Annotated in this window: 25 protein-coding genes and 1 riboswitch; of the genes, 15 read left to right on the top strand and 10 right to left on the bottom strand. The window is 64.6% G+C overall.

What is annotated here, in order from left to right:
* The first annotated feature begins 12 nt into the window (after positions 1-12).
* A complete protein-coding gene (locus IEV38_RS07655) occupies positions 13-762 on the top strand; it encodes a DUF3108 domain-containing protein (protein WP_188395607.1) in 750 nt (249 codons plus the stop codon).
* 81 nt (positions 763-843) lie between these two features.
* Positions 844-1,566 carry a 7-cyano-7-deazaguanine synthase QueC gene (queC, locus tag IEV38_RS07650; protein WP_188395606.1) on the top strand — a complete coding sequence of 241 codons (723 nt, stop codon included), beginning with the start codon at positions 844-846 and terminating at the stop codon, positions 1,564-1,566.
* A gap of 60 nt (positions 1,567-1,626) precedes the next feature.
* Here the strand turns inward: queC and IEV38_RS07645 are convergent, their stop codons facing one another.
* Positions 1,627-2,091, bottom strand: a complete 465-nt coding sequence (locus IEV38_RS07645) for a hypothetical protein (protein WP_188395605.1) — start codon at positions 2,089-2,091, stop codon at positions 1,627-1,629.
* Between the two features lie 204 nt (positions 2,092-2,295).
* On the opposite strand from IEV38_RS07645, the gene IEV38_RS07640 reads away from it, so the two are divergent.
* Positions 2,296-2,928 carry a CDP-alcohol phosphatidyltransferase family protein gene (locus tag IEV38_RS07640; protein ID WP_188395604.1) on the top strand — a complete coding sequence of 211 codons (633 nt, stop codon included), beginning with the start codon at positions 2,296-2,298 and terminating at the stop codon, positions 2,926-2,928.
* Positions 2,929-3,133: 205 nt separating this feature from the next.
* Positions 3,134-3,508, top strand: coding sequence for an EF-hand domain-containing protein (locus IEV38_RS07635; RefSeq protein ID WP_188395603.1), 375 nt, complete (start codon positions 3,134-3,136; stop codon positions 3,506-3,508).
* Positions 3,509-3,538: 30 nt separating this feature from the next.
* Here the strand turns inward: IEV38_RS07635 and IEV38_RS07630 are convergent, their stop codons facing one another.
* Genes IEV38_RS07630 through IEV38_RS07620 form a run of 3 tightly spaced genes read right to left on the bottom strand, consistent with a single transcriptional unit; the run spans position 3,539 to position 7,526 of the window.
* Positions 3,539-4,786 carry a multifunctional CCA addition/repair protein gene (locus IEV38_RS07630; RefSeq protein WP_188396092.1) on the bottom strand — a complete coding sequence of 416 codons (1,248 nt, stop codon included), beginning with the start codon at positions 4,784-4,786 and terminating at the stop codon, positions 3,539-3,541.
* 19 nt (positions 4,787-4,805) lie between these two features.
* Positions 4,806-5,519 (bottom strand): glutathione S-transferase family protein, encoded by a 714-nt coding sequence (locus IEV38_RS07625; protein ID WP_188395602.1) that lies wholly within the window; start codon positions 5,517-5,519, stop codon positions 4,806-4,808.
* A gap of 57 nt (positions 5,520-5,576) precedes the next feature.
* Positions 5,577-7,526, bottom strand: a complete 1,950-nt coding sequence (locus IEV38_RS07620; protein WP_188395601.1) for a lytic transglycosylase domain-containing protein — start codon at positions 7,524-7,526, stop codon at positions 5,577-5,579.
* Between the two features lie 97 nt (positions 7,527-7,623).
* Here IEV38_RS07620 and IEV38_RS07615 point away from each other — a divergent pair, with 97 nt between their 5' ends.
* Positions 7,624-8,172, top strand: a complete 549-nt coding sequence (locus IEV38_RS07615; protein WP_188395600.1) for a 5-formyltetrahydrofolate cyclo-ligase — start codon at positions 7,624-7,626, stop codon at positions 8,170-8,172.
* 77 nt (positions 8,173-8,249) lie between these two features.
* Here the strand turns inward: IEV38_RS07615 and metF are convergent, their stop codons facing one another.
* The 5 genes from metF to metK form a co-directional block, all read right to left on the bottom strand.
* Positions 8,250-9,101 (bottom strand): methylenetetrahydrofolate reductase [NAD(P)H], encoded by an 852-nt coding sequence (gene metF, locus IEV38_RS07610; protein WP_188395599.1) that lies wholly within the window; start codon positions 9,099-9,101, stop codon positions 8,250-8,252.
* Positions 9,098-9,442, bottom strand: coding sequence for a phage holin family protein (locus IEV38_RS07605; protein ID WP_188395598.1), 345 nt, complete (start codon positions 9,440-9,442; stop codon positions 9,098-9,100). The genes metF and IEV38_RS07605 overlap by 4 nt, the downstream gene beginning before the upstream one ends.
* 94 nt (positions 9,443-9,536) lie before the next feature.
* The gene (ahcY, locus tag IEV38_RS07600; protein WP_188395597.1) at positions 9,537-10,952 is read right to left on the bottom strand and encodes an adenosylhomocysteinase; all 1,416 of its coding nucleotides are present in this window, start codon (positions 10,950-10,952) and stop codon (positions 9,537-9,539) included.
* A gap of 27 nt (positions 10,953-10,979) precedes the next feature.
* Positions 10,980-11,059, bottom strand: a riboswitch (S-adenosyl-L-homocysteine riboswitch).
* A gap of 55 nt (positions 11,060-11,114) precedes the next feature.
* On the bottom strand, positions 11,115-12,032 hold the full coding sequence (locus IEV38_RS07595) for a M14 family zinc carboxypeptidase (RefSeq protein WP_188395596.1): 918 nt from the start codon (positions 12,030-12,032) through the stop codon (positions 11,115-11,117).
* Positions 12,033-12,199: 167 nt separating this feature from the next.
* Complete coding sequence (gene metK, locus IEV38_RS07590; RefSeq protein WP_188395595.1) at positions 12,200-13,363, bottom strand: methionine adenosyltransferase; 1,164 nt, start codon at positions 13,361-13,363, stop codon at positions 12,200-12,202.
* A gap of 193 nt (positions 13,364-13,556) precedes the next feature.
* Between metK and IEV38_RS07585 the strand changes: the two genes are divergently transcribed.
* The 7 genes from IEV38_RS07585 (at position 13,557) to IEV38_RS07555 (ending at position 19,687) form a co-directional block, all read left to right on the top strand.
* Positions 13,557-14,417 (top strand): lysophospholipid acyltransferase family protein, encoded by an 861-nt coding sequence (locus IEV38_RS07585; protein ID WP_188395594.1) that lies wholly within the window; start codon positions 13,557-13,559, stop codon positions 14,415-14,417.
* A gap of 2 nt (positions 14,418-14,419) precedes the next feature.
* A complete protein-coding gene (locus tag IEV38_RS07580) occupies positions 14,420-15,283 on the top strand; it encodes an LpxL/LpxP family acyltransferase (RefSeq protein ID WP_188396091.1) in 864 nt (287 codons plus the stop codon).
* A gap of 38 nt (positions 15,284-15,321) precedes the next feature.
* The gene (dapF, locus tag IEV38_RS07575) at positions 15,322-16,173 is read left to right on the top strand and encodes a diaminopimelate epimerase (RefSeq protein WP_188395593.1); all 852 of its coding nucleotides are present in this window, start codon (positions 15,322-15,324) and stop codon (positions 16,171-16,173) included.
* A 165-nt stretch (positions 16,174-16,338) separates the two neighbouring features.
* Positions 16,339-16,998, top strand: coding sequence for a DUF484 family protein (locus IEV38_RS07570; protein WP_188395592.1), 660 nt, complete (start codon positions 16,339-16,341; stop codon positions 16,996-16,998).
* 5 nt (positions 16,999-17,003) lie between these two features.
* On the top strand, positions 17,004-17,963 hold the full coding sequence (gene xerC, locus IEV38_RS07565) for a tyrosine recombinase XerC (RefSeq protein WP_188395591.1): 960 nt from the start codon (positions 17,004-17,006) through the stop codon (positions 17,961-17,963).
* A gap of 110 nt (positions 17,964-18,073) precedes the next feature.
* Positions 18,074-18,604, top strand: coding sequence for a Fur family transcriptional regulator (locus IEV38_RS07560; RefSeq protein WP_188395590.1), 531 nt, complete (start codon positions 18,074-18,076; stop codon positions 18,602-18,604).
* A 12-nt stretch (positions 18,605-18,616) separates the two neighbouring features.
* Complete coding sequence (locus IEV38_RS07555; RefSeq protein WP_188395589.1) at positions 18,617-19,687, top strand: CobW family GTP-binding protein; 1,071 nt, start codon at positions 18,617-18,619, stop codon at positions 19,685-19,687.
* 84 nt (positions 19,688-19,771) lie between these two features.
* Here the strand turns inward: IEV38_RS07555 and IEV38_RS15465 are convergent, their stop codons facing one another.
* Positions 19,772-20,209: a hypothetical protein gene (locus IEV38_RS15465; protein WP_188395588.1), complete on the bottom strand. Its 438-nt coding sequence runs from the start codon at positions 20,207-20,209 to the stop codon at positions 19,772-19,774.
* 61 nt (positions 20,210-20,270) lie between these two features.
* Between IEV38_RS15465 and dksA the strand changes: the two genes are divergently transcribed.
* The 3 genes from dksA (at position 20,271) to IEV38_RS07535 (ending at position 21,715) form a co-directional block, all read left to right on the top strand.
* A complete protein-coding gene (gene dksA, locus IEV38_RS15460; protein WP_188395587.1) occupies positions 20,271-20,717 on the top strand; it encodes an RNA polymerase-binding protein DksA in 447 nt (148 codons plus the stop codon).
* A gap of 211 nt (positions 20,718-20,928) precedes the next feature.
* On the top strand, positions 20,929-21,174 hold the full coding sequence (locus IEV38_RS07540) for a hypothetical protein (protein ID WP_188395586.1): 246 nt from the start codon (positions 20,929-20,931) through the stop codon (positions 21,172-21,174).
* 166 nt (positions 21,175-21,340) lie between these two features.
* Entirely contained in the window at positions 21,341-21,715 is a 375-nt protein-coding gene (locus tag IEV38_RS07535) for a hypothetical protein (RefSeq protein ID WP_188395585.1), read from the top strand.
* Positions 21,716-21,782: the final 67 nt, after the last annotated feature.

Raw genomic sequence — 21,782 nt, 5'->3', positions numbered from 1 at the left:
TTCGGTAAAACCATGAATCAAAAGGCTTTTTCCCTTCCTGCGCTGCTGTTGAGCAGCATCCTAGCCGTGGCGGCACAGCCCGTTCTGGCCCAGAAAACCGCGAAGACCGCCGTCAATCCGCCACCCTCGGCCGATCTCGGCTACACGATCCAGGCCGTGCAGCACGGCCTGACGCTGAATGGCACCGCCAACGTGCAATGGCGCGCCGGCGACGGCCGTTATTCGATCGCCAGCGAAACGCGCGCTTCCCTGCTCGGCAAGATCCTGGAGGCGAAGAGCGAAGGCGCGATCGACGCCAACGGCCTGGCACCGCAGACTGCCGTCGAGAAACGCTTCCGCAAGGGCGCCACGACCACCACCTTCGATCGTGCTGCCAACACCATCCGCTTCGACGCCTCCGACGAGACCTTCCCGATCAAGGGCGGCGAACAGGATCGCAACAGCGTGGTCTGGCAGCTTGCGACGATCGCGCGCAGCACGCCTGCACGCTTCAAGACCGGCTCGACGATTTCGACCGTGGTCGCCAGTCAGAAGAACGCCAGCGTCTGGCGCTTCAAGGTCGGCAAATCCGAAACCCTGCAGACCGGCCTCGGCAGCCTGAAGGCGACCAAGGTCAGCAAGGTGATCGGCGATGACGACAAGGACCAGAAGATCGAGATCTGGTTTGCGCCCGGCAAGAACTGGTACCCGGTGCGCGTGCGCTTCACCGAGCCAGAAGGCGACACCATCGAGCAGACCATCAGCAGCATCGCGCCGCGCTGACGCCGTAGGCGCGCAGCACATATAATCGCTGCCTGGGCGGCAACCATGCCGGTTGCCGCCCTTTCTTCTTCAAGAGGTTGCATGATGTCTGCAAAAGGCGCACTGGTACTGTTCAGCGGCGGCCAGGATTCCACCACCTGCCTCGCCTGGGCGCTGTCGCGTTATGCGCGCGTGGAAACGGCGGGCTTCGACTACGGCCAGCGGCACGCCATCGAACTCGCGGTGCGGCCCGCCATCCTGCAGCAGCTGCGCGGCTTTTCCGCCGAATGGGATGCGCGGCTCGGCGACGACCACATGCTCGACCTGTCGCTGATCGCGCAGATTTCCGACACCGCGCTGACCAGCCAGACCGCGATCGCGATGCAGGAAAACGGCCTGCCCAACACCTTCGTGCCCGGCCGCAACCTGCTGTTCCTGACGGTCGCCGCCACGCTGGCCTATCGGCGCGGGCTCGACGTGCTGGTCGGCGGCATGTGCGAAACCGACTTCTCCGGCTATCCCGATTGCCGCGACGACACCATCAAGGCATTGCAGGTCGCGCTCAACCTCGGCATGGCGACACGGCTCACGCTGGAAACGCCGCTGATGTGGCTCGACAAGGCCGATACCTGGCGCCTCGCGCGCGAGGTCGGCGGCACCGCGCTGGTTGACCTGATCCGCCGCGACACGCATACCTGCTACCTCGGCGAGCGCGGCGCGCTGCACGACTGGGGCTATGGCTGCGGCGAATGCCCGGCCTGCGCACTGCGCGCTCGCGGCTACCGCCAGTTCGCGGCGGCGGAAAAACGGCTGATTCAGGCGTAGCACGAACAAAAACGGCAACCCGCGAAGGTTGCCGTTTTTGCTGGAGCGCGCGTCAATCCATCAACGCGGCGCGGCAGGCGGTACCACCGGTACCGGCTCGTAGGCCGGCGGCGGCGCGCTTGGCGGCGGCGGTTCCGCGATCACGGTCGTGCGCGTTTCGCGATAGATGCCACCCTGTTCCACGCTGCCGGAGACCGTGCCTCCGCCACGCACGCGCTGGATGCAATCCTCGCGGTCAGCGGGCGGCAGCGCGTTGCAGCGCTGGCTCGCATTGCCGTCGTAGCTCTGGCTCTCGGTCAGGTTGCCGCGCCGGGCTTCGCCGCGGGCAGCGCCCACTTCGCGCAGGCAGGTGGCGCGATCCTGGTGCGATGCGCCGCTGAGACAGGCTTCGCGTTCTTTCTGGTAGGCATCGTTGCGCGCATCGGCGGCCACGGCGGAAAACGACATCAGCGCACCGGTACCCAACAGCGCCAAACCGGCGAGTTGCTTGCGGGCACGTGCGGAAAAATTGCAGGAAAATGACATGGATTCCTCCTGTGCTTGTTCGAAGTTCGGCACCCAGTGTAACGCCGTGCCATTCGGCACGTATGTGCGGTAACCGGCTTACGCCCGGCCGGCAGCATGCGAAGTTCTTCTCATCCCGGCCGGTTCGATGCGATACTCTGACATGCGCTTTCAGCGCCGTCCATCGCGACGCGTCACCACACAATAACAGGCACGACACGCCATATGCAGACACCCAAACCCGTACGCAAGCATTTCTCGATGCTGCGCGAATTCCATCTGGCCGACTTCTTTACGCTCGGCAATGCCGCCTGCGGCGTGGCGGCCGTGTTCCTTGCCATGCTGTACATGAGCAGCCAGTCGCTCACGCATTTCTATGCGGCAGCAGCGATGGCGCCCGCCGCCTTCATCTTCGACGTGCTCGACGGCCGCATCGCGCGCTGGCGGCGCCAGCATTCGGCACTCGGCCGCGAGCTCGATTCGCTGGCGGACGTGATTTCCTTCGGCATCGCGCCGGCGGCGCTGGCCTTTGCCGCCGGCCTGCGCGGCGGCTGGGATTGCGCCATCCTCATCTATTTCGTCTGCTGCGGCGTCAGCCGTCTGGCGCGCTTCAACGTGACGGCAGAAAGCCTCTCGGAAGGCGGCGACAAGGTCGCGTATTTCGAAGGCACGCCGATCCCGACCAGCGTGATCCTGACCGGCATCCTCGCGTGGCTGGCCTCGCGCGCCCTGATCGGCGAACAGTTGTGGGGCGGTGCATGGGACATCGGCCCATGGCTGCTGCATCCGGTGGCGCTGCTGTTCGCGCTGTCCGGCACCTTGATGATCAGCAAGACCCTGCACATCCCCAAGTTCTGACGGGACGCATACCTGCGCAAACCGCCGGGAAAGTGGGATTCCGCACAGAAACCCGGGTCCGGCTTGCGCATGATGGGATCATGCCGCTGCGTTACAAATTGCGCAGGGAGTGTAACAAGGCGTAAATGATCTGGAGACGAGAAGCGTTTCCGCTTTCAATGAGGCAACCACGCATCCGCGATTCGTCTTGATAGGGGAGTATCAAATGAACGCCAAATACCTGCTGACCGCAGCCGCACTACTGTTCACCAATCTGGCACTGGCCCAGTCTATTGCGACCCAGTCCATTGCGGCCCAGTCCTTCGCGACTCGAGCCGTCATCACCGCCGACCTGCAAAAACACACGGCCACGCATGCATCGAAACAGGATGCCCGGCTTCAGGCCAAACACCAGCCCGCGCGCGTCATGCATGTTTCCAATCCGGTCCAGAGCATCACCAAGGCCGAAGCGCGCGCCGCCCGCATCGCGGTCATCGTCGATAACTTCGAACGCATCGATGCCAATGGCGACGGCGTCGTTACCCGAGAGGAAATGCGCGCCTACCTGCTGACCAACCGCCGCCACGTGCCAATGACCTGAGGCAGGCGCCTCGAAAACCGAGCTTCCGTCTTACTCCTCCGGGCTGGCATTGCGTTCCAGCCATTCCCTGACGTTTTCCACGCGCCGCGCGCGTATCGCTTCCGGTATGCGTTCCGGCTGATCGGGATAACGCTCGCGCGCCCACGCCGCCACCGCGCCGCCATCCACCCTGCTCGCCTGTTCCAGCGCACCCGCCAGCCAGGCACGCTGCGGGAACGGCCGGTCCTCGAAGCCGGTACGGCCGCGATGATCGCATTCCGCAGCCACCAGCATGTCGAGAAAGCGCTGCGGCTTGCGGAACGCGTCGCAGCGTTCGAACAGCGTCACCATGGTGGCCGGACGCAGTTCCAGCGCGCGGCCCACGTTGCCGTGTTCGCGCGCCGTCATCAGCGCCAGGTCGCGGCAGTCGTTGGGAATTTTCAGGCGCCTGCAGACCGCCTCGACCAATCGCGCGCTGTGCGCCTCGTGGCCGTGGTGGCGCGGCCACTGGTCGGGCGGCGTGACGCCCTTGCCAAGGTCGTGCAGCAGCGCGGCGCAGCGTATCGGCAGGCTGTAACCTTGTACGGCGGCATGATCGACCACCATCATCACATGCACACCGGTATCGATCTCGGGGTGGTATTTCTCTGGTTGCGGCACGCCCCACAGCGCGTCGAGCTCGGGCAGGATGCGCTGCAGCGCGCCGCACTCGCGCAGCACCGCGAACATGCGTGAAGGGCGGATTTCCATCAGGCCGCGCGCCAGTTCCTGCCAGACGCGTTCCGGCACCAGCGCATCTGCTTCGCCGTTGTCAACCATGGTGCGCATCAGGGCATTGGTTTCGTCGGCCACCGAGAATTCCGGGAAGCGCGCCGCGAAGCGTGCCACGCGCAGGATGCGCACCGGGTCTTCGGCAAAGGCGGCCGAGACATGGCGAAATAGGCGCCGCTCCAGATCCTGCTGCCCGCCGAACGGATCGACGATGACGCCCTGCTCGTCCTGCGCCATCGCATTGATGGTCAGGTCGCGTCGCACCAGGTCTTCCTCGAGCGTCACACCAGGATCGGTATGGAACACGAAGCCGCGATAGCCGGGCGCGGTCTTGCGCTCGGTGCGCGCCAGCGCGTATTCGGCATGCGTGACCGGATGCAGGAAGACCGGAAAATCCTTGCCGACCGGCACATACCCCTGCGCCAGCATCTGTTCCGGCGTGGCGCCGACGACCACGTAGTCGCGGTCCTTGACCGGCACGCCGAGCAGGGCATCGCGCACGGCGCCGCCGACAACATAGGTTTTCAGCTCGGCCATGGCGTGATGATCAGTCCGGATAGACATCGTACTTCTCGATGCGCGCGCTTTCGAGCAGCGCGGCATCGATCCATTGCGCCACCGGCGGATACGCGAGCAGCCGGTCAACGTAGGCGTCGAGCAGCGGCCCCAGCGTGACCTCGTAAGTGCGGAAGCGCGTCGCCACCGGCGCGAAGTAGGCATCGGCGATCGTGAAGTCGCCGAACAGGAAATCGTGCGGTCCGGCCGCCGCCAGGCAGTCTTCCCAGATCTCGCTGATGCGGCCGATGTCGGCCTGTGCCTCGGCGGTGCGTCCCTTGCCGGGAAAGCGCGCGCGGATGTTCATCCACATCGCCGTGCGCAGGCCGCGAAAGCCCGAGTGCATCTCGGCGCAGATCGAACGCGCCGTGGCGCGCGCCGCCACGTCTTCAGGCCACATGCGCTGGTCGGGAAACTGCTCGGCCAGGTATTCGCAGATCGCCAGCGAATCCCAGACTCCAGTCTCGCCGGCCAGCAGGATGGGCACGCGGCCCGAAGCTGAATATTGCGCAATCTGCACCGCCGTATCGTCGCGCTCGAGCAGCACGCCGATCTCCTGGAACGGGATGTTGAAAGCCGTCATCAGCACCCACGGCCGCATCGACCACGAAGAATAGTTCTTGTTGGCGATGACCAGCTTCAGCCCGCTCTTCTCCGCATCGCTGAGGGTCTGGGACAGGGTCGGATCGAGTTCGGTGATATGCATAATCCGGATGGGAAGAGAGGGCATTGAAGGGACGAGTGCAACCGCCTCTTCATCGTATCAGGGCAAGGCGCTGGGCACGAAGGCCGCCGGGCCGACCGTGCCGAGCCGCGCCTTCAGCGACTGCGGGCGGTTCTCGAACATGGCGGCGTAGTAGGTCGCGTTCGACAGCACCTTCTTCACGTAGTCGCGCGTTTCGGTGAAGGGAATCGATTCGGCGAAGATCGCGCCTTCGACCGGTGCCGCCAGCGTCGAGCGCCAGGCACGCGGACGACCGGGGCCGGCATTGTAGGCGGCGGTCGCCATGGTCTGCGAACCCTCGAGATCACCCAGCACCATGCTCAGGTAGCTGGTGCCGAGCAACACGTTGGTCTGCACCTCGTTGACCTGCGCCGGACGGAAATCGGCATAACCGATCTTCTTCGCCACATAGCGCGCCGTGGCCGGCATCAATTGCATGAGGCCGGAGGCGCCGACGTGCGAGCGCGCATCGCGCACAAAGCGCGACTCCTGGCGGATCAGGCCATAGACCCACGCCATTTCGAGCTGCAGGCGCTGCGTCGCTGCCTGCATGACGTCACGGTGCGGGGTCGGGAAGCGCTGGTCGTAATCGACCTCGACGATGGTGCGGTCGGAAGTATTGACCATGCGGTCCAGCACGTCGTTGCGGCGCGCGAACTCGGCGGCCGCCAGCAATTGCCGCTCGTTCATGCCGCGCAGTTCCCAGTTCCATTCGCGATAACCCTCGAAGCGCAGGCCGAGTTCGAAGAAGCGGAAGGCGCGGCGGAAACCGGCATTGGCTTCCATCGGCGCCAGTTCGGCCGCCGTCACCGGCGCGGGGCGCGGCGGGATCGTGGTGCGCTGGCCCAGTTCTTCGAGTGCCAGCTGGCCGTAGAAGCCGGGCTGCGAGGCAATCGACTGGAACAGCGTCTCGGCGCGTGCGCGCCGTCCTTCCTCGCGCAGCGCGCGGCCCAGCCAGTAGGTCCAGGTCGCATCGTTGCGCAGGTGGTGCGGCATCATCTCGATGCCGTCGCGCACCAGCTTCCAGTCGCCGGCGCGCAGTGCCGAACGCACCTTCCATTCATGTGCCTCGATCGACAGCGGCGCCTTGCCGGCGCGGCGCCAGTATTCGGCCGCTTCGGGCTGCAGCTTGCGCGCCGACTGCAACGCGATCGCGGCCCAGCCCAGTTGCTGCTGCTTGTTGTTCAGTCGCTGACCGTCGCTCGACGCCAGCACAGATGCGGCCTGCTGCGGATCGTTGCGCGCGGCGCGGCCCAGTGCGACGATGAAGACCTCGTGCTTGACGCGGCGGAAGCCCGGTCCCTTGGCGAGGATCAGGCCCGGCTTGTCCATCGCCGTCATCAGCGAACCGTCGTCGATGCCGGTCAGCGGCACCAGGCGGCGCACGAAATCGCTGGAACCGGTACCGGCCGCCAGCCGCACCTGAGTCCACAGGTCGTCCTCGTCGAACTGCCTGGTTTCCAGCAGCACCGCGATCAGCGACACGCAGGCATCGCCGTAGTCCTTGGGCACCGCCAGCAGCGCGCGCGCCTCGTCAGCCACATCGCCGCCCTTGAGCGCCTTGGAAATCAATGCATAGCACTTGAGCTGGGTGTCGTCGTTGAGCACGAACATCGGGTACTGCGCATCGAAGGTCGCCCAGTCGCCGCGCTTGCCGAGTTCGAGCAGCCAGTCATTGCGCAGGCGGTCGGCGATCGCGCTGCCGCGATACTGGTCGATGAAGCCAAGCACCTCGGAAGCCGACGCATCCTTGATGCGTGCGCGGATGCGGTAGTAATCGACGTAGGAAGGAATCGGATAATTGCCCAGGCTGGCCGCGATCTCGGCCGCCTTCGCGGCATCGTTGCGGCGCGCCGCATCGCGTAATGCCAGGAAGGCATCGTCGGCGGTCGCGAAGCCGGCCACGCGTTGCGCATGGGCGGCGGACGGCAGAAATGCGGTCGACACGGCCGCAAAAAGAAAACCGGTCAGTACTTTTTTTGCAAACATGAATCCTCGATTCCTTTAGCTGATCCAGACTGTTTTTACAGGCCGGCACTGCCCGGCTAGAATAGCACGCGCACCGACTCTCCCGACGACGAAAACCATGCAGAAACCAGAGCTGCGCCCGGCCCTGCTGGCAAGACGCCAGACCCTTGCGGCCGATGCGAAAAAAACGATGGACGAACGCATCGGCGAACGGCTGCTGGCATGGCTGCGGGCTGCGGATGCCACGCTGGTCGGCGTCTATTGGCCGATGCGCGGCGAGCCCGATCTGCACGCCACGTTTTCCGCCCTGCACGACAGCGGCATGCAACTCGCCTTGCCAGTGGTTGTGAGTAAGGATGCCCCGTTAAAGTTCGTCGCGTGGACGCCGGGCGAGCCGATGAAGGACGATCGCTACGGCGCCATGACGCCGGCCGCGCCGCACCGCGAGGTGTTTCCGCAGTTGCTGGTGATTCCGTGCGTGGGATTCAATCGCCATCGCTTCCGCCTCGGCTACGGCGGCGGCTTCTACGACCGCACCGTGGCGCTGACACCGCGCCCACGCACGGTCGGCGTTGCCTATGCATTCAGCGAAGTCGCGTTCGCGCCCGATACCTACGACATCGCGCTCGACGCCCTGCTTACCGAAGAAGGCCAACTGCCTGAATAAACCGCTCGCGTTGCACCACCATGAAAAAAAAGCGGCGCGCCCTGCCGGGCTGCGCCGCTTTTCGTTGCTTCCGACGTCTATTTCTGCGACAGATTGAGCCGGCTCCAGATCGCATGCGTCGCGGCCGCCTGGTTCAAGGTATAAAAATGCAGGCCGGGCGCGCCGCCCGCCAGCAGGCGCTCGCAGAGATCCGTCACGACGTCGAGTCCGAAGGCACGGATCGAATCGCCATCGTCGCCGTAGGACGCCAGTTGCAGGCGTATCCAGCGCGGAATTTCGGCGCCGCACATGTCGGAGAAGCGCATCAGCTGCGTGTAGTTGGTGATCGGCATGATGCCGGCCGTGATCGGCACCTCGGCGCCGGCCTTGCGCGCTTCATCGACGAAGCGGAAGTAGGCATCCGGATTGTAGAAATACTGCGTGATCGCCGAATCCGCGCCGGCCTTGACCTTGCGTACGAAGTTGGCAATATCGTCCTGCGGCGATTTGGCCTGCGGATGCATTTCCGGATAGGCGGCGACCTCGATGTGAAACCAGTCGCCGGTCTCGGCGCGAATGAATTCCACCAGTTCGTTGGCGTGGCGGAATTCGCCGGACGACATGTCCATCGCGCCATAGCCGCTCGGCAGGTCGCCGCGCAGCGCGACGATCCGCTTGATGCCATGCGACTGGTATTCCTTCAGGATCGCGCGCAGGCTGTCGCGCGAACTGCCGAGGCAGGACAGATGCGGTGCCGCGTCGTGGCCGGCGCGGCGGATGTCGAGCACGGTATCGAGCGTGCCGTGCTGGGTCGAGCCGCCGGCGCCGAAGGTCACCGAAAAATAGCGGGGATTGAGTTCACCCAGCCGCGCGCAGGTCGCGCGCAGCTTCTCAACGCCGGTCGGCGTCTTGGGCGGGAAGAACTCGATGCTGAAATTTTGTTGTGTCATTTTTCTTGCAGCAGAAGCGAGGACAGCACCCACGAAATGATGCTGTAGAGAATCGCGCCGAGGAAGGCGGACCAGAAGCCGGCGACGTGGAAGCCGCTGACCAGTTCGGCCGCTGCCCAGAACATCAGGGCGTTGATGACGAAGATGAACAGGCCCATCGTCAGCAGCGTGGCCGGCAGCGTCAGCAGGACCAGCACCGGCCGGATCAATGCATTGATCAAACCCAGCACCAGCGCCGCCACGATCGCAGTGACGAAACTGTCGATACGGATGGACGACATCAGGAAAGGCAGCGCGAACAGCGCCGCCGCATTGATTGCCCAGATGATCAGGATACGCATGCGACTCTCCCTCGATGATGGAAACATGGCCGACAGCCGGCCCTGAAAAGGCGCCGCTCCTCGAGCGAAGCAGCGCCCGCCTGCCGACAAGCGATCAGTAGCGATAGTGCTCCGGCTTGTACGGACCTTCCTGCTGCACGCCGATGTAGGCTGCCTGTTCGGCGGTCAGCGTCGTCAGTTGCGCGTTGAGTTTCTTCAGCTGCAGGCGCGCGACCTTCTCGTCCAGGTGCTTGGGCAACGTATAGACGCCGACCGGGTAGGCACTCGTGTTGACGAACAGTTCGATCTGCGCAATCGTCTGGTTGGCGAACGACGAGCTCATCACGTAGGACGGATGGCCGGTGCCGCAGCCGAGGTTCACCAGGCGGCCTTCGGCCAGCAGGATGATGCGCTTGCCGTCGGGGAAGATGATGTGGTCAACCTGCGGCTTGATGTTGTCCCAGGTGTACTGCTTGAGCGCGGCGACCTCGATCTCGTTGTCGAAGTGGCCGATGTTGCAGACGATCGCCTGGTCCTTCATTTTCTTCATGTGCTCGTGCGTGATCACATGGTAGTTGCCGGTGCAGGTGACGAAGATGTCGCCGTGCTCGGCCGCGTAATCCATGGTCACGACGCGGTAACCTTCCATCGCGGCCTGCAGTGCGCAGATCGGATCGATCTCGGTGACCCACACCTGCGCCGACAATGCGCGCAAGGCCTGCGCCGAACCCTTGCCGACGTCGCCGTAGCCGGCCACGATGGCGATCTTGCCCGCCACCATCACGTCGGTCGCGCGCTTGATGCCGTCCACCAGCGATTCGCGGCAGCCGTAGAGGTTGTCGAACTTGGACTTGGTGACGGAATCGTTGACGTTGATCGCCGGGAATGCCAGCTTGCCTTCCTTGTGCATCTGGTACAGGCGATGCACGCCGGTCGTGGTTTCTTCGGTCACGCCCTTGATTTCCTTCAGGCGCTTGGAATACCAGGCCGGATCGATCGCCAGGTAGCGCTTGATCGCGTTGTACAGGCAGACCGCTTCTTCCGAATCCGGGTTGTTGAGCACGCTTGCATCCTTCTCGGCGCGCGAACCCAGGTGCAGCAGCAGCGTGGCGTCGCCGCCGTCGTCGAGGATCATGTTGGCCTGCTCGCCATCCCAGTCGAAGATGCGGTGCGTGTATTCCCAGTATTCGTCGAGGTTCTCGCCCTTGACGGCGAACACCGGCGTGCCGTTGGCGGCAATCGCGGCAGCGGCGTGATCCTGCGTCGAATAGATGTTGCACGATGCCCAGCGCACGGTGGCGCCCAGCGCTTCGAGCGTCTGGATCAGCACGGCGGTCTGGATCGTCATGTGCAGCGAGCCGGCGATGCGCGCGCCCTTGAGCGGCTGCGAGGCGGCGAATTCTTCGCGGATCGCCATCAGGCCCGGCATTTCGGTCTCGGCGATCTTGATTTCCTTGTTGCCCCAGTCGGCCAGCGACAGGTCGGCAATCACGTAGTCTTTGGAATCGGAATTCAGTACAGCGGCGTTCATCACGCCCTCCTTTCGTCAGAAAAAAAGAAAACGTGAGCGCGGTTGCAGAGTGGTGACGGCATCAAGCCTGGCAGGTCGAAGATCCTGTCGCAACGCTCCTTGATGCGGACCGTCATTTTAATCGAAAAACCGGCCCCGAAACCGGCGCCGACCGAAATTGCGCTAGCGCCGGACGGCTGGCGCGCTGTCGTCTGCGGCCTGCACGTCCTTCTCGGAGCGCGCCCGCACGTTGTCGGCGATCCAGCGCACCATGTCCACCCAGATGCGCCGCACCTCGGCCTGCGACGGCATCTGCTGCGCGTTTGGCAGTTCGATGGTGATGACCGGCACCTTGCGGTGCACGCCGCCGTAATTGCCGAGCGAGCCCGGATAGATGCCGACGCGGTTGAGCATCAGGCGACCGAAGCGATGCGGCGGCTGCGCCGGTCCGTCGAAATCGAGCACGCCGAACGGCGCATGGACGGAGATGATCACGTCGGGCCGGAAACCGTGCATCTCGTCCTCGACCCATCGGCTTTCCGGCTCGGACAAGGGCGCCATGCCCGGGAAACGGCGCGGATCGGCACGCGTGCGCACCTGCCAGTAGCGCGGCGCCTCGGTTTCCCAGCCCGGCGTCGGGAAGTTGCGGTTGAGATCGACGCCGTTGGCATTCATGCGGCTCGCCTTCTTCGCCAGCAGGCCGTCCGGATTGACGACCGGCATGATGCGCCAGTCCATGCTCTGCGCCAGCGGCCCGTTCATGTCTGCGACCCAGCGATAGATGATGGCGGCCGAAGTCAACTCGTCGCCATGGATGCCGCCCATCAACAGCACGCGCAGCGGCCGCTTCCGGCGATTGACGGCCGGCACGTCCTTGGCGATCAGCGGAAAGCCCTGCAGTGAATGCCGCCCGGTGGCCGCGAAGCCGCCCTGCAGGCACAGCGCCTGGGTGACCGTCGGCAGGCGCGGGATCAGGCGCTCGCACCATTGCTCGGGCGCCAGCTCCTGCGGCGGCGCGGCCGCTGCGGACGACGGCAATGCCAGTCCGCATGCCAGGACAAGCGGGACAAGACAGTTGCCGAACGCGGTGGAAATTCGCATGGAAGGGGAATCCTGGAAACGAAAAGGCCGGTCGATCACGATGGATCGAACCGGCCAATGATAACTGCTGGAACTACAGACACCGAGCTTTGTGGTCTGCACTCACATCCGCTGCGCGGACACGAGTTTCGCCCAAAGCCCGGGGTTCGCTGACGCGAACGCCAGCCTTACAGGCCGGCCGCTGCGCGCAGCGCCTGGGCCCTGTCCGTGCGTTCCCAGCTGAACTCGGGTTCCTCGCGGCCGAAGTGGCCGTAGGCGGCGGTCTTGCTGTAGATCGGGCGCAGCAGGTCTAGCATCTGCACGATGCCCTTCGGACGCAGGTCGAAATGCTCGCGCACCAGTTGTTCGATCTTTTCGTCGCTGATCTTGCCGGTGCCGAAGGTGGTGACCATGATCGACGTCGGCTGCGCCACGCCGATCGCGTACGAGATCTGGATCTGCGCGCGTTCGGCGAGGCCCGCCGCCACGATGTTCTTGGCGACGTAGCGGCCGGCGTAGGCGGCCGAGCGATCAACCTTGGACGGGTCCTTGCCCGAGAATGCGCCGCCGCCATGCGGCGCCGCGCCGCCGTAGGTATCGACGATGATCTTGCGGCCGGTCAGGCCGCAGTCGCCCTGCGGCCCGCCGATGACGAAGCGGCCGGTCGGGTTGATGTGGTATTTCGGGTCCTTCAGCCACTCGGCCGGCACTACCGGCTTGATGATTTCCTCGATCACGGCTTCACGGATGGCGGCATGTTCCATCTCGGGCGCGTGCTGGGTCGAGAGCACCACGGTATCGATCGCCACCGGACGGCCATCAACGTAGCGCAGCGTGACCTGCGACTTGGCGTCCGGGCGCAGCCACGGCAGGCGGCCGTCCTTGCGCAGCTCGGACTGGCGCTCGACGATGCGGTGCGCATAGTAGATCGCGGCCGGCATCAGTTCCGGCGTTTCGTCGCAGGCGTAGCCGAACATCAGGCCCTGGTCGCCGGCGCCCTGATCGAGATCGATGCCGGCGCCTTCATCGACGCCCTGCGCGATGTCCGGCGACTGCTTGTCGTAGGCGACCAGCACGGCGCAGCTCTTGTGGTCGATGCCGTAGTCGGCATTGTCGTAGCCGATGCGCTTGATGGTGTCGCGCGCGACCTTGATGTAATCGACGTTGGCGGTGGTGGTGATCTCGCCGGCCAGCACCACGAGGCCGGTGTTGCACAGCGTTTCGGCAGCGACGCGCGCCTTCGGATCCTGTTCGAGGATGGCGTCGAGGATGGAATCGGAGATCTGGTCGGCGACCTTGTCCGGATGACCTTCGGACACGGATTCTGAGGTAAACAGGTATTCGTTTGCCATGGTGGCAGGACTCCCCTTCGATAGTTGGTCATGTGTCGCGGCCAACCTGGCGAGCCTGCGACGCTTTAGCGAGATTTGTATACCGCCTCGCAAGTTGTCATTAACTCGGCGGTTATTACTTTGTGCTATTTTACGCGTCTTGAATCAAAAGGCAAAACCCCGTTCCACGCGCGGCGGGGCTTGCGCTGACCGCATGCTCGTCTCCCTCTTCCGCCTGCTCTCCCACCTGCCATTGCCGCTCCTGCATGCGCTCGGCACGGCCGCCGGCTGGATCGTCTATCTGTGTTCGCCGCGCTACCGCAAGCATCTGCAGGCCAACATCAGACAGGCCTGCTTCGAACGCCATCTGCACGCGGCCATCGCCGAGGCCGGCAAGAACGTCTTCGAACTGCCTTTCGTGTGGTGCGCAGAACCTTCGCGCGTGCTGGGCAAGGTGCAAGTCGAGAACTGGCAGGTCGTCGAACAAGCCCGCGCCGCCGGCAAGGGCATCGTATTCCTCACGCCGCACCTGGGCTGCTTCGAAGTGTCGGCGCAGCTTGCTGCCTCGCGCCTGCCGCTGACGGTGCTCTACCGCCCGCCCAAGCAGGCCGCGCTCAAGCCGCTGATCGAGGATGCACGCGCGCGCTACAACCTGGCGCTGGCGCCGGCCAATCTGGCCGGCGTGCGCAGTCTGTTCAAGGTCCTGAAGCGCAATGGCGTGATCGGCCTGCTGCCGGACCAGGTGCCGCAGAACGGCGAAGGCGTGTGGGCCGATTTCTTCGGCAAGCCGGCCTACACCATGACGCTGCCGGGCAAGCTGGCGCAGATGACCGAAGCGGCCATCATCCTCGCCTTCGCCGAGCGCCTGCCGCGCGGCCGTGGTTATCTGCTGCACCTGTCGCCGTTCGTTCTGTCGCCCGAGCTGTTGCCGGAACAGCAGGCGCGCGCCATCAACAGCGCGATGGAAGGCTTGATCGCCGGCTGCCCGGCCCAGTATTTCTGGAGCTACAACCATTACAAGGTCCCGTCCGGCGTGACGCCGCCGGATGCCGTTCATGCAGGAACCGCGTCATGACGATGCGCATCATGCTCGGTTTCCTGTGGCTGCTGCACTGGCTGCCGCTGTCCTTCATCGCCCGGCTCGGCGAGGCGGTCGGCAGCTTTCTCTATGCCTATAAAAAGAAGCGCCGCCACATCACGCTGACCAATCTGCGGCTGTGCTTTCCCGAATGGAGCGAAGAGAAGCGCGAGGCGGTGGCGAAGCAGCACTTCCAGGCCTATGCGCGCAGCGTGCTCGAACGCGGCATCCTGTGGTGGGCATCGGAAGCGCGCCTGCGCCGCCTGATCCGCATCGAACCCGGCGTGCCGCTCGAACAGATCGCCGCCAGTCCGACCATCCTGCTGTGCCCGCATTTCGTCGGTCTCGACGTCGCCGGCGTGGCCGTCATGCTGGAGTCGCCGCTGTGCTCGATCTACACGCGCCAGCTCAACGATGCCTTCGACAAGGTGCTGCGTCGGGGACGCTCGCGCTTCCGACCGGTCAAGCTGTTTTCGCGCGAGGAAGGCGTCAAGCCCATCCTGCGCGCGATGCGCGAGGGCCTGCCCTACTTCATGCTGCCGGACATGGATTTCGGCGCCAGGGATGCGGCCTTCGTACCCTTCTTCAACACCACCGCCGCCACGCTGACAGCGCCGGCGCGCATTGCCGCCGCCACCGGCGCCAAGGTGATCCCGGTGATCGCGACCTATCTGCCCAACTACGCGGGCTGGGTGGTGCGCTTCTATCCGGCGTGGGAAGACTATCCGGGCGACGACCTGATCGAGGCCACGCGCCGCATGAACCGCTTCATCGAGGAACGCGCGCGCGAAACGCCAGCCGAATACTTCTGGACCCACAAGCGCTTCAAGACGCGCCCGCCCGGCGAGGACAGCGTCTATTGACGTCCGCAGCGAGCATGGCGCGGCGCTATAATCGCGCAATGAAACTTACCTTCACCAAGATGCACGGCGCCGGCAACGATTTCGTCGTGCTCGACGGCATCCATCAGCAGATCGCACTCTCCGCCGAGCAGTGGCGCCACATCGCCGACCGCCGCTTCGGCATCGGCGCCGACCAGATTCTCGTGGTCGAGAAGGCGCAGCAGCCCGGCATCGACTTTCGCTACCGCATCTACAACGCCGACGGCGGCGAAGTAGAACAATGCGGCAACGGCGCGCGCGCCTTCGTGCGCTTCGTGACCGAAAAGAAACTGACCGACAAGCGCAAGATCCGCGTCGAAACCATGAGCGGCGTGATCGAGCCGCGCCTCGAGGACGACGACGGCATCACGGTCGATATGGGTGCGCCCATCCTCACGCCGGCCGAGGTGCCGTTCGACAGCAGCGGGCTCGCAGGCCGCCGCGAAGGCGAGGAAACGCTGTGGCCGCTGGACGTCGGCGGCGGCACCTGCTGGATAGGCGCGGTTTCCATGGGCAATCCGCACGCGGTACAGGTGGTTGACGACGTGGACAATGCGCCGGTGCAGCAGCACGGCGCGCTGATCGAACGCCACGCGCGCTTCCCGCGCCGCGTCAACGCCGGTTTCATGCAGATCGTCGGTCCGCACGAGATCAGGCTGCGCGTATTCGAGCGCGGCGCCGGCGAAACCCTGGCTTGCGGTACCGGTGCCTGCGCCGCCGTGGTCTCCGGCATCCGACGCGGCCTGCTGACGTCGCCGGTCACCGTGCACACGCGCGGCGGCGACCTGTCGATCGCCTGGGCCGGCGGCCAGTCGCCGGTCGAGATGACCGGTCCCGCCGTCACGGTATTCGAAGGCGAGATCGAACTGTAATCACGCAGCCCGGCTGCGCGAATGCATCGCGCAGCCAGCCGCGCCTGCCGCCGCGCTGTTGCCATGTCGTTTGCAGCAGGCGCAGGGTTGTCGGTAGAATGCCCGCAACTCCCGGCCGGCGCCGACAGGCGCGGCCCGCTTCTCACCCGCAAGGAAAAACGCTCCATGGACTCCAACGCCGTCGCCGACTATCTGCTCTCCCATCCGCAATTCTTCGAGGAACACGCCGAACTGCTGTCGCAGGTGCGCCTGTCCAGCGTGCTCGGCGGTCGCACGCTGTCGCTGCAGGAACGCCAGGTCGATGTAATGCGCGAAAAGCTCAAGGCGATGGAACTGCGGCTGGTCGAACTCATGCGCATCGGCCAGGAAAACGACGACATCACGCACAAGTTCCAGCTCTGGACGCGCGACCTGCTGCGCGCGCGCAACGACGTCGATCTGCCGCACACGCTGACGGCCGGCCTGCAAAGCACCTTCAACGTGCCGCACGTGACGCTGCGCCTGTGGGGCGTGGCCGAGGAATTCGCGCACGCGTGGTTCGCCGCGCCGGTTTCGGACGACTCGCGCCTGTTCGCCGGCGGCATGACGGTTCCCTTCTGCGGTCCCAACAACGATTTCGAAGCCACCACCTGGTTCGAAGACGCGCCGGCAATCGCCTCGGTCGCGCTGATCCCGCTGCGCGCCGACGGCAGCGAAGGCAAGGCCTTCGGCCTGCTGGTGCTCGGGTCGTCCGACGCCAACCGCTTCAGCGCCGACATGGCAACCGACTTCCTCGACAGCATCGGCAAGACCGCCAGCGCCGCGCTGGCCAGCCTGCTCGACTGACTTCCATGGATGCCGCCAATCTCGCCTGGATAGACGGCTATCTCGATCATCTGGCCGGGCAGCGGCAACTGGCGGCACTCACGCGCAGCGCCTACCGGCGCGACCTGCTGGAGCTGCTCGCGCTCGCCACCGCCGGCGAGTCACAGGCATCGCTGGCCGCCATCGACCATTTCCGCATCCGCAAATTCGCCGCCACCCTGCACGGGCGCGGCCTCAATGCACACTCCATCGCACGCAAGCTGTCGGCCTGGCGCGGCTTCTTCGACTGGCTGGCGCAAACCAAGGTCATCAACGCCAATCCGGTCGAAGGCATCAAGCCGCCCAAGCGCAGCAAGACGCTGCCCAAGGCGCTGGCGGCCGACGACGCGGTACGCGTGGTGTCGGAACCGAACGCGCAGGCAAGCGCCAATCCGGCGCTGCAAGCCTGCAACCGCGCGATGTTCGAGCTGCTCTATTCGAGCGGGCTGCGCGTGTCCGAACTGGTCGGGCTCGACGTACGCTATGCGAAGGAAGGCCACTACGTGTCGGCCGGCTGGATCGATTTCGACGCGCACGAAGTCACGGTGACCGGCAAGGGCAGCAAGGCGCGCACGGTGCCGGTCGGACAGGCGGCGATGGATGCGCTGCAGGAATGGCTGCCGCTGCGCGCCGCGCTGGTCAAGCTGGACCCGCATCCGTTGTTCCTCAACGAGCGCGGCGCGCGCGTCTCGGCGCGCGTGTTGCAGTTGCGGCTAAAGGCGCATGCCCAGGCGATCGGCCTGCCGACCGACGTGCATCCGCACGTACTGCGGCATTCGTTCGCCTCGCACGTGCTGCAATCGTCGGGCGATCTGCGCGCGGTGCAGGAAATGCTCGGCCATGCCTCGATCTCAGCCACCCAGATTTATACCTCGCTCGATTTCCAGCGGCTGGCGCAGGTCTATGACGCCGCGCATCCGCGCGCAAAGAAGAAAGCCGGTGCCTGAACGATTCCCGGCCTTCCCTGTTTCCTTCCAGACCAAGCTGCCGCAGCCGATCATGCAACTCGATTGCACGATTGAGGCATAATCCGTCTGTATCTCCAAAGAGTCCCGTCATGAAAAAGAATGCCCACGACTATCCGGCGCTGGCCGAAGGCCAGTTGCGCAATTCCGCGCTGCGCACCACCGACGCGCGCATCAAGGTACTGGCCGCACTGCTGGGCGCGCGCCATGCGCTGTCGCACCAGGATGTACAAGACATGTTGCCCGGCATGGATCGCGTCACCTTGTATCGCGCGCTCGACGGCCTGACCGATGCCGGCCTCGCGCACAAGATTTCGGGCGACGACCGCGTGTTCCGCTACAGCGCCGGCCTCGAGGAAGCCGAAGCCGGCGACGGTCATGCGCATCAGCACCAGCACGGCCATTTCAAGTGCACGCGCTGCGCGCGCGTGTTCTGCATCGAGAACGTCGATGAAAAACTGTTCACCACCGACATGGATGCACGCAAGGCAGGCTCCGCCGCCACGCTGCGCCAGCAGTTGCAGAAGATTCTGCACAGCACGCTGGGCAAGGGCTTCCAGAGCCACGACATCGAACTCACCATCAAGGGCCTGTGCGCCGATTGCGCAGCCCAGAGCAGATAACAAGGAACAAGCATGGCACTGATTCCCGCCACCATCCTCACCGGCTTCCTCGGCGCCGGCAAGACCACGCTGCTCAACCGCATCCTGCACGAACCGCATGGTTTCAAGATCGCCGTCATCGAAAACGAGTTCGGCCAGGAAAACATCGACAACGAAATCCTGGTGCAGGAAAGCCGCGAGCAGATCATCGAGATGAACAACGGCTGCATCTGCTGCACCGTGCGCGGCGACCTCATCATGGGACTGACCGACCTCGCGCGCCGCCGTGCCGCCGGAGAAATCTCCTTCGACCACGTGGTGATCGAAACCACGGGCCTCGCCAATCCGGGACCGGTCGCGCAGACCTTCTTCATCGACGAGGAAGTCGCCAGCGAATATCTGGTCGACGCGGTAGTGACGGTGGTCGATGCGCGCCATGCAATGCACCAGCTCGACACCTACAAGGAAGCGCAGCGCCAGGTCGGCTTTGCCGACAAGCTGCTGCTGTCCAAGACCGATCTGGTTGACGAGGCGGCCGTGCAGCAGCTGATGGCGCGCCTGCGCCGCATCAATCCGCGCGCACCCATCGTCACCAGCGATTTCGGCAAGGTGGCAATCTCGGAAGTCCTGGATCTGCGCGGCTTCAACCTCAACGACAAGCTGGAACTGGACCCGGACTTTATTTCCGCGCAGGAACACGCGCATGAGCATAAGCATGTGCATGATCACGATCACGACGGCCACGCCTGCGGCGAACATTGCGACCACGAGCACCACCATCACGACCATCACCACGCGCAGCACAGCGACAACATCGCCGCCTTCGTGTTCCAGTCCGACCGCCCGTTCCAGGCCGAGAAGCTCGACGAATACCTGGGCACCATCGTCCAGGTCTATGGTCCGCGCATGCTGCGCTACAAGGGCGTGCTGTGGATGGACGGCGCCGACCGCAAGGTCATCTTCCAGGGCGTGCACCAGATCATGGGCACCGACATCGGTGCCAAATGGGGCGAAAACGAGGCCCGATCGAACAAGATGGTCTTCATCGGCCAAAATCTTCCACAGGACACTTTTATTCTCGGATTGAAACAATGTTTGGTATAAACTAGCCCCGATTATCTGGGGCAGCCTGCAAGGCGAGGGAGGCAAATCGCAGGGGCTGCGGCCGTTAGAGCGTGGTAAGGTTCATCAAGGACGAAAGACTATGAACGCAACCGTCACAAAGGCAGTGAAAAGCGCAGGAAAATCCGCTCCCAAGACAATTGCCGCCGGCAAGGCCAAACCTGCCGCCGGCAAGACCGCAGCGAAACCGGCCGTGAAGGCATCGGCGGCCACGCCAAAGAAAACCGTCCGCACTGCCGCCAAAACCGCTGCGACGCCGGCAAAAAAGACAACGGCCAAGAGTGCGGTAAAATCCCCCGCGCCAACGAAAGCCAAGGCACCCGCCGCCGCACGTTCCAGCGCGGCCAAGACGGCAAAACCTGCACCCGCCAAGGTTGCGGCGCCCGTCAGAAAAACGGGCAAGCCGGCCGCTGGCGCGGCATTGAAAACCACGGCAGCGGCGCGCAAGACGGCGCCATCCGCAGCCACAAAGAACGCGTCTCGATCCGGGGCCGGTGCTGCCACCAGGAGCACTTCCCGAATTGCAGATAATATTGATCCATCCGTAGTTTCAAAGGCAAGCGAAGTGGCAACCAAGACATCAAAGACGACACCCGAGAATGGCGCGCTGTTGACAGAGGAACAGATTCTGAAGATGGGCGAGAAGGACTACATGAATGACGCGCAGCTGGCGTTCTTCAAGGATCGCCTGCAACAGCTCGAAAGGGAAATCCTGCGCAACGCCGACGAGACCACCGAGCACCTGCGCGAAACCGTGCTGGTGCCGGATCCGGCCGACCGCGCCACCATCGAGGAAGAACACGCACTCGAACTGCGCACGCGCGATCGCGAACGCAAGCTGCTGAAGAAGGTCCAGCAATCGATCGCCGCCATCGACGCCGGCGAATACGGCTGGTGCGAAGAAACCGGCGAACCGATCGGCGTGGCACGCCTGCTGGCGCGTCCTACCGCAACCTTGTCGCTCGAAGCGCAGCAGCGCCGCGAACTCAAGCAGAAGCTGTACGGCGACTGATTCTCCGGCGCCGATCATTCGGCGTCTGGCGACACCCCGGGCAACCGGACTGGCGCGCGGCTCTATCCGCGCGCTTTGTTTTTTTGTAGAATGCAACATTGTTGCAAACTTGTGGCGTGACGGCGACCGTTGCCGGCATCGCCTTCCGGCATGATGCGGCACCTTGCGCCGCCGCAATGCCGCACTCCTTCAGCCTGCCCGGAGCAAACCCATGAAACACACGCTGCTTGCCCTGTTCGCCGTCGTCGCCCTGTCCGCGCACGCGCATGACCACGAACACGACAAGGATCATGAAAAGCAGACCATCGCGCGCCACCAGGCCATGGCCGATGCGCATACGGCCGCCGCGCAATGCCTGCGCGACGGCAAGGGCGAAAAAGCCTGCCATGCCGAGCTCGCCGCGGCCTGCAAGGGACTGGCGCTGGGTTCGCGCTGCGGCATGCGGCACAGCCATTGAGAATCGCAGTCCGTTCACACGCCTGACATTCGTTTCTTCCGCCAACCGTTTCCAGAACCGGCCATGACCTCGTCCCTCCTCGTTGCACCACACGCCGCCGCAGACGGCATGCGGATGCCGACGCGGCGCGCGCCCGCTTCTTCGCCGCATTCCCGCTGACCCTGCCATGAATCTCCGCCGCCATCCCTTGCTCGCATCGCTCACCCGCCCCTGGCTCGTCGCCTGGCTGGTGGCTGCCATGCTGTGCGCGCAATGGAGCGGACTGCACCACCGCATCGAGCACAGCGGTCTGCCGCATGCAGCCGTTGCGGCCACATGGCAGGCGGTGGCCGACCTCGATCACCAACCGGCGGACCACGAGGATGCCCATCATTCCTGCGTGCTGGTCGATGGCCTGACCCTGGCCGACGGCGGCGCACTGCTGCCGCCGCAACTGCCGCTGCTGCCGGGCGCGCGCGTGCTCGCGCTGTGGACCGCCCATGCGTCCTGGGTTGCACCGCCGATCTGCCATTTCTCGCCGCGCGCCCCACCCTCGAACTGACGGAAACCCGCTTCACCCGCATGCAGCTCCACGGCCGTGCATGCGCCGTCATCCGTTTTTCGAGGAA

Origin of the sequence: Oxalicibacterium flavum, from assembly GCF_014635065.1 — a bacterium.
Taxonomy (GTDB): Bacteria; Pseudomonadota; Gammaproteobacteria; order Burkholderiales; family Burkholderiaceae_D; genus Oxalicibacterium; species Oxalicibacterium flavum.
Note: the sequence above shows the minus strand (reverse complement) of the source record. Positions and strands in the feature narration are given on the sequence as shown.

Bases quoted from the DNA above. Each gene is read 5' to 3' on its own strand.
- IEV38_RS07595 (WP_188395596.1), bottom strand. From the start codon at position 12,032: ATGCGAATTTCCACCGCGTTCGGCAACTGTCTTGTCCCGCTTGTCCTG.
- queC (WP_188395606.1), top strand. From the start codon at position 844: ATGATGTCTGCAAAAGGCGCACTGGTACTGTTCAGCGGCGGCCAGGAT.
- dapF (WP_188395593.1), top strand. From the start codon at position 15,322: ATGAAACTTACCTTCACCAAGATGCACGGCGCCGGCAACGATTTCGTC.
- metF (WP_188395599.1), bottom strand. From the start codon at position 9,101: ATGACACAACAAAATTTCAGCATCGAGTTCTTCCCGCCCAAGACGCCG.
- IEV38_RS07605 (WP_188395598.1), bottom strand. From the start codon at position 9,442: ATGCGTATCCTGATCATCTGGGCAATCAATGCGGCGGCGCTGTTCGCG.
- IEV38_RS07555 (WP_188395589.1), top strand. From the start codon at position 18,617: ATGGCACTGATTCCCGCCACCATCCTCACCGGCTTCCTCGGCGCCGGC.
- IEV38_RS07585 (WP_188395594.1), top strand. From the start codon at position 13,557: ATGCTCGTCTCCCTCTTCCGCCTGCTCTCCCACCTGCCATTGCCGCTC.
- IEV38_RS07635 (WP_188395603.1), top strand. From the start codon at position 3,134: ATGAACGCCAAATACCTGCTGACCGCAGCCGCACTACTGTTCACCAAT.
- IEV38_RS07625 (WP_188395602.1), bottom strand. From the start codon at position 5,519: ATGCATATCACCGAACTCGATCCGACCCTGTCCCAGACCCTCAGCGAT.
- IEV38_RS07570 (WP_188395592.1), top strand. From the start codon at position 16,339: ATGGACTCCAACGCCGTCGCCGACTATCTGCTCTCCCATCCGCAATTC.
- IEV38_RS07535 (WP_188395585.1), top strand. From the start codon at position 21,341: ATGAATCTCCGCCGCCATCCCTTGCTCGCATCGCTCACCCGCCCCTGG.
- IEV38_RS07615 (WP_188395600.1), top strand. From the start codon at position 7,624: ATGCAGAAACCAGAGCTGCGCCCGGCCCTGCTGGCAAGACGCCAGACC.
- IEV38_RS07580 (WP_188396091.1), top strand. From the start codon at position 14,420: ATGCGCATCATGCTCGGTTTCCTGTGGCTGCTGCACTGGCTGCCGCTG.
- IEV38_RS07645 (WP_188395605.1), bottom strand. From the start codon at position 2,091: ATGTCATTTTCCTGCAATTTTTCCGCACGTGCCCGCAAGCAACTCGCC.
- IEV38_RS07640 (WP_188395604.1), top strand. From the start codon at position 2,296: ATGCAGACACCCAAACCCGTACGCAAGCATTTCTCGATGCTGCGCGAA.
- ahcY (WP_188395597.1), bottom strand. From the start codon at position 10,952: ATGAACGCCGCTGTACTGAATTCCGATTCCAAAGACTACGTGATTGCC.
- metK (WP_188395595.1), bottom strand. From the start codon at position 13,363: ATGGCAAACGAATACCTGTTTACCTCAGAATCCGTGTCCGAAGGTCAT.
- IEV38_RS07540 (WP_188395586.1), top strand. From the start codon at position 20,929: ATGAAACACACGCTGCTTGCCCTGTTCGCCGTCGTCGCCCTGTCCGCG.
- IEV38_RS07655 (WP_188395607.1), top strand. From the start codon at position 13: ATGAATCAAAAGGCTTTTTCCCTTCCTGCGCTGCTGTTGAGCAGCATC.
- IEV38_RS07620 (WP_188395601.1), bottom strand. From the start codon at position 7,526: ATGTTTGCAAAAAAAGTACTGACCGGTTTTCTTTTTGCGGCCGTGTCG.
- IEV38_RS07560 (WP_188395590.1), top strand. From the start codon at position 18,074: ATGAAAAAGAATGCCCACGACTATCCGGCGCTGGCCGAAGGCCAGTTG.
- xerC (WP_188395591.1), top strand. From the start codon at position 17,004: ATGGATGCCGCCAATCTCGCCTGGATAGACGGCTATCTCGATCATCTG.